This is a genomic window from Candidatus Margulisiibacteriota bacterium, assembly GCA_028706105.1.
GTDB lineage: Bacteria > Margulisbacteria > Riflemargulisbacteria > GWF2-35-9 > DYQY01 > DYQY01.
This window is the reverse complement of the sequence record JAQWCF010000015.1, coordinates 1-5,342: the sequence shown is the minus strand read 5'-3', so window position 1 is coordinate 5,342 and position 5,342 is coordinate 1. Positions and strand designations below refer to the sequence as shown.

At 33.6% G+C, this 5,342-nt stretch carries 3 protein-coding genes and 1 tRNA gene; 2 read left to right on the top strand and 2 right to left on the bottom strand.

The features are described from left to right. Positions 1-267: 267 nt before the first annotated feature. Positions 268-353 (top strand) — tRNA-Tyr (locus PHF25_02610). Positions 354-453: 100 nt separating this feature from the next. On the opposite strand, the gene sbcB is transcribed toward PHF25_02610, so the two are convergent. Continuing rightward, positions 454-1,899 carry an exodeoxyribonuclease I gene (gene sbcB, locus PHF25_02605; GenBank protein ID MDD4526911.1) on the bottom strand — a complete coding sequence of 482 codons (1,446 nt, stop codon included), beginning with the start codon at positions 1,897-1,899 and terminating at the stop codon, positions 454-456. Positions 1,900-2,142: 243 nt separating this feature from the next. Here sbcB and recQ point away from each other — a divergent pair, with 243 nt between their 5' ends. After that, positions 2,143-3,963, top strand: a complete 1,821-nt coding sequence (gene recQ / locus PHF25_02600; GenBank protein ID MDD4526910.1) for a DNA helicase RecQ — start codon at positions 2,143-2,145, stop codon at positions 3,961-3,963. A 36-nt stretch (positions 3,964-3,999) separates the two neighbouring features. Here recQ and PHF25_02595 read toward each other — a convergent pair whose 3' ends face one another. Then, positions 4,000-5,244, bottom strand: coding sequence for an ISL3 family transposase (locus PHF25_02595; GenBank protein ID MDD4526909.1), 1,245 nt, complete (start codon positions 5,242-5,244; stop codon positions 4,000-4,002). Between the last annotated feature and the right edge of the window lie 98 nt (positions 5,245-5,342).

Sequence of the window (5,342 nt, the reverse complement as noted above, 5' to 3'; positions counted from 1 at the left end):
ATTTCTCGAGAATCCTCGAAAGGAAGCGAAATCAAAGATTTCGAACCTTTCGGGAGCTAAAGGCTTTAAGCTGTAACAGAAAATTGATATAGTTATGGAATATATTAAATGGACAGATGGCCGAGTGTTCCGAGAAATAAAAATCTTTGATTTTGTAATTTCTCGAGAATCCTCGAAAGGAAGCGAAATCAAAGATTTCGAACCTTTCGGGAGCTAAAGGCTTTAAGCTGTAACAGAAAATTGATATAGTTATGGAATATATTAAATGGACAGATGGCCGAGTGGCTAAAGGCGGCAGACTGTAAATCTGCTCGGGTGACCGTACGTTGGTTCGAATCCAACTCTGTCCACCATTTAAATGTCCCATAGCTTTGCTTTCTTCTCAGTCATTTACGGTTCCTCTCAATGTAAACTCCTTCGTCAAAATCTTCGCTATATAAAGATTACAAAAACTTACTTTAAAGATGTCTCTAATGAATTTACATAAGAAGAAAGAGAAGAAAGAACATTTTGGTCTCTTTCAGATAATTGCCCAGAGAGTATAGTTTCCAATTTTTCTTTATAAACAAAGATATCTGGTTTTTCATCAATCATGGGATTAATTAGCCTATCTTCACAAAACTTTTTCCATTTTATGGAATCCTCTTTACTTAAAACTTCTGGAAAGTTTCTAGCAACAAAACGCCACAATAGTTCACTGATACGTTTATCCAAAAATTTATTTTTTAAGTTAAGTAATTTTTCAGGTTTAGTAGAATGGATTTGAGCTAACATTTGTTTGTCTTTATCATCAAAGAATCCACCAGAATATATCTGACGTTCAGGATCTATTTCAGAGACATTTATATCTATTTCTTTTTCGTAAATTATAGTTAATTTTTCCTTGATAGCTTCTTTGTTTTTTTCTATTAATTTTAAATTGTCTTTGCAGGTAACTATATCTATATTTAATCTTTTCAGAGACGCTTCATCCACAACATCTATTGGTGCTACTATTGGGCATTTATTAATATGTACGCCCTTAACGTGGATTCTTTGTTCATTAGCAAGGTCTCTGGTGAACAGCCGCTTCTCAATATCTATTGTAGAGGAGTTTATGAGCTCATTTGGACTATATCGCAGGTCATAGGCTAGAACACAGTTATTGTTCTTGGGGTGTCGCATTAGAGGAGTCATAAGAGTTGTGCATCCATTGACAGAGGTGAACATATTAGAGGTATGAACAAAAATATCTTCAGGGCTACGATAAACCAATTTAAGTATTTCTTGTTTAAAGCGATTGGCATAAAAAAATGAAAAAGTTTTTGGTTGCATTTCTTTAATTAATTTTAATAAAGCAATAGTTGCATAGACGTCTGATAAGGCATCATGGGCATCAGCGTGTTCTAAGTTATTTGCTACGGTCAATTCTTCCAGCCTGAAGCTTGGTTTGTTGTCTTCATTAATTACCCAGTTAATGCCTTCTGGGCGCAAATCATGAACTAAGCGGATAAGATCTATGATATCCCAGCGAGAATTACCGTTAGCCCATTCTCGATAGTAAGGATCAAAAAAATTGCGATAGAAAAGGTTGCGAATAAACTCATCATCAAAACGAATATTGTTATATCCTACTACGCAGGTATTGGGAATGCTGAATTCTTTATGTATTTTTTTAGCAAATTCATATTCAGAAATTCCGTTTTCCATAACAAATTTAGGAGTAATCCCATGCACTAAAGAGGCTTCTATTTCTGGTAAATAGTCTTCTGTTAATTTGCAGAATAAAACGAGTGGTTCACCAATCGGAACGAGGTCTTCATTGGTACGCACACAAGCGAATTGGGTAATGCGGTCTACTTGAGGGTGTAGACCATAGGTTTCTAGATCGTAGAAGAGGAAGGTTTGGGTTTGTTGCAATGTTTATCCCTTCGATTTATTTAATACTTCCCAAGAAAGTTCGTTTGATAAATTATATTATATGCGAGCAAGGCTATTTATTAAAGGAAAGCTGGTCATAAGCTTGTTTATCTTCCTTATAACACATGCAGTATGACAGCTATCGTCGTAGGTATATTAGTTAAGTTAGTTTCTTCATTTAAACACTCAGCTAACGTATAATAAACAAAACAATTATATTTTATAAAGGAAAAGAGCTAGAAAATTAACATTGAAAATCCATTAGAGATATTAACTAAAGTTTTTGGATACAAGAGCTTTCGAGGAAAACAATTAGAAGTTATTGAACATTTATTAAAGGGAAATGATTCTCTAGTTCTTATGCCTACTGGCGGAGGGAAATCTCTTTGTTTTCAAATTCCTGCTATCTGCCTTGAAGGCGTTGCTATTGTTGTTTCTCCTTTAATTGCTCTCATGCAAGATCAGGTAACCGCCTTGAAAAATCTAGGGATTAAGGCAGAGTTTTTAAATTCAAGTTTAAGCTTTGCTGAAAAGAAATTAGTTGAAGATAAAATACTTAAAAATGAACTAGATTTAGTTTATGTTTCTCCAGAAAAACTAAATACAGAGGAGTTTCTGTCGCTTTTAAAACAATCCAAGCTTTCACTTTTTGCTATTGATGAGGCTCATTGCGTATCTCAATGGGGTCATAACTTTAGACCAGAGTATATAAAGTTTTCTGCATTAAAGGAAACATTTCCCAAAGTCCCCAGAATTGCCTTAACAGCAACAGCAGATGAGATTACTAGAACAGATATTATCAAGAACTTGAATCTTGAGAAGGGAAAAGTTTTTGTGTCTAGCTTTGATAGACCGAATATTGAATACATTGTTAAAACTAAAGATAAAGAACAACAACAGCTTTTGCAGTTTATAAAAACAGAGCATAAAAATGATTCAGGAATAGTTTACTGTATTTCCAGAAAAAGGGTAGAAACTATTGCTGAGTTTTTGAAAAAAGAAGGATTTGATGTGCTTCCTTATCATGCGGGTATGGATAATAAAACACGAACAATAAATCAAGAAAGATTTATCAAAGAAGAAGCAGTTATTATGGTAGCAACGATTGCTTTTGGTATGGGCATTGATAAGCCAGATGTTAGATTTGTTGCGCATCTTGATTTGCCAAAAAGTGTTGAAGCCTATTATCAAGAGACAGGTCGTGCTGGTCGAGATGGCCTGCCTGCTGATGCCTGGATGGTTTATGGGTTAAAGGACATAGTTCAGTTACGTCAATTTATTGAAAACTCTGAGTCGCCGCAGTCTCAGAAACGTCTTGAACATCAAAAATTGAATTCACTAATTGCTTATGTTGAGGCAATTCATTGTAGAAGAACAATTTTGTTAGAATATTTTGGTGAAGAGTCAAAACATAAATGCAATAATTGTGATAATTGCAATGAACCTCCAGTTACTTATGATGCAACGATTGATGCCCAGAAAGCTTTGTCTTGTATTTATCGAGCACAAACAGAGAGGTATGGCTTTGGAGTAGGGCATATTGTTAATATTTTAATTGGTAAGGCAGATGAGAAAATAAGAAATTTCCAGCATGACAAGCTAAGCACCTTTGGCATAGGTGCGGATGTTAGCGATGCTCAATGGAGGTCTATAATCAGACAGCTAGTTATTTTAGGATACATTGATATTGATATGCAATATTCCTCCTTAAGAACCAATGCTAAAACAATGAAGATGTTGAAAGATGGTGGGGAAAAGGTTGAATTAAGAAAATATATTTTAGAAAGCAAAACAAAGAATAAGCGAAACAACACCATCAACAAAACTTCTCTAACAGCAAGCGAGGATATTAATTTATTTAATGAACTTAAGAAACTTAGGCTTTCTTTTGCTAAACAAGAAAACATGCCACCATATATTATTTTTAGTGATAAATCCTTAATTGATATGGCTGATAAAAAGCCGAAAACTATGAAGGAAATGGCTAGTATCTCTGGAGTTGGAGATTACAAGCTTAATAAATATGGAATGGTATTTTTGGAGGTAGTTGAAAAGTATAGTTGAGGTATGTTATCCAGCTTTTTTGTGGTTCTTTCTTATTTAAGTTGCAAGTCTAGGATTTAATAGACCACAATGTTGGTGAATTGTTAATCGAAAATAATCAATATCTTTGTACCCATAAGCCATCCTTTTTAAACGTTTAATTTTATTGTTAAACCCCTCCGAAATAGCTGAACTAATTTTTTGTTTAAACCAGTTTAAAATATAGGCAATTTTCTCAAAAAGCTTATTTGCTAACAGCTGAAAAGGTTTACTGTTGCTATTACTAGCTTGAATAAACCAATCTAATAAATGATTAGTTATATCAACAAAATTATCACCCATAGAATATATTTGTAAAAAGGTCTCTTTTAGCAACATCGCCTCATATATTGGCTTGTTAATTTGGCAAATTTTCTCAAGATTATTAGCTTGTGTGCTGGTTAAATTATCTTTATTTTTCAATAGAATAAATCTTTGCTTGCATCCCATCATTTCTGCCAATTCATCGTTATCGTTTTTTTTTGCCTTCGCCAGCTCCAGTTTCCTCACTTCATCAACAGTATTATTGAGCTTCTGAGCTAAATGGAATTTATCATAAACAATTAAGGCATTAACTGCATGCCGAGTTGTCGAACTAATGTATGTTCTGGCTCCATCCATAGCCACTGATTCAATTTTTTCGCAATTTACCTTACCAATTCCTTGATAGTATTGGTCTAAAATTTCAGCCTTTCTACCTTTTGCATTCCAAATAACTAACTTACGATCAGTATCAATCACATTAGTTAAGTAACGATGATATTTTTTATAACTAACTTCATCAACACTTAAATGAATTCCTGCAGGTATAGGGTCTAACTTTTCTTTCGCTTGCTCTTCTAATGCTCGTTTATCAGCTCTATAAACGACCTCATCATTTAAACCTAAATACCAACCAGCTTCTTGATTTGTAGTAATTGCCGTCAGCCTGTTTATTTGTTTTACATATCGATTTGTTATTCTGGCAAATAATTTCAACCAAGGCGTATCCTCTACGTGGATTCGCTTGTCTTCTGGGCAACGATATTTGCGTTTTCTTATGTGCAAATATACTCTTCGTCCAGATATGCTATGGTCTTCGGCAATTGCTATTTCTTCGCTATGATATCCTTGAATATGAGGTTTTTTACAAAACGAACAAATCGCAATATTTTTCTTAGAAGGTCCCATTAATAAATGGAGTTCTTCGTCATTAAAAAATAGTATTTCTTCTACTTCATATCCAGGTAAATTTATTAATTTATTGAGTGTTTTTTTATCCATAATATTTAAAGTTTACGTGAAATATTATAATTCTTCCAGAGCCCTTTTGTTTATTGGCTTTTTCTAAATTATTGCAACTTATTTAAGAAAGAACCTAA

Bases quoted from the DNA above. Each gene is read 5' to 3' on its own strand.
- PHF25_02595 (MDD4526909.1), bottom strand. From the start codon at position 5,244: ATGGATAAAAAAACACTCAATAAATTAATAAATTTACCTGGATATGAA.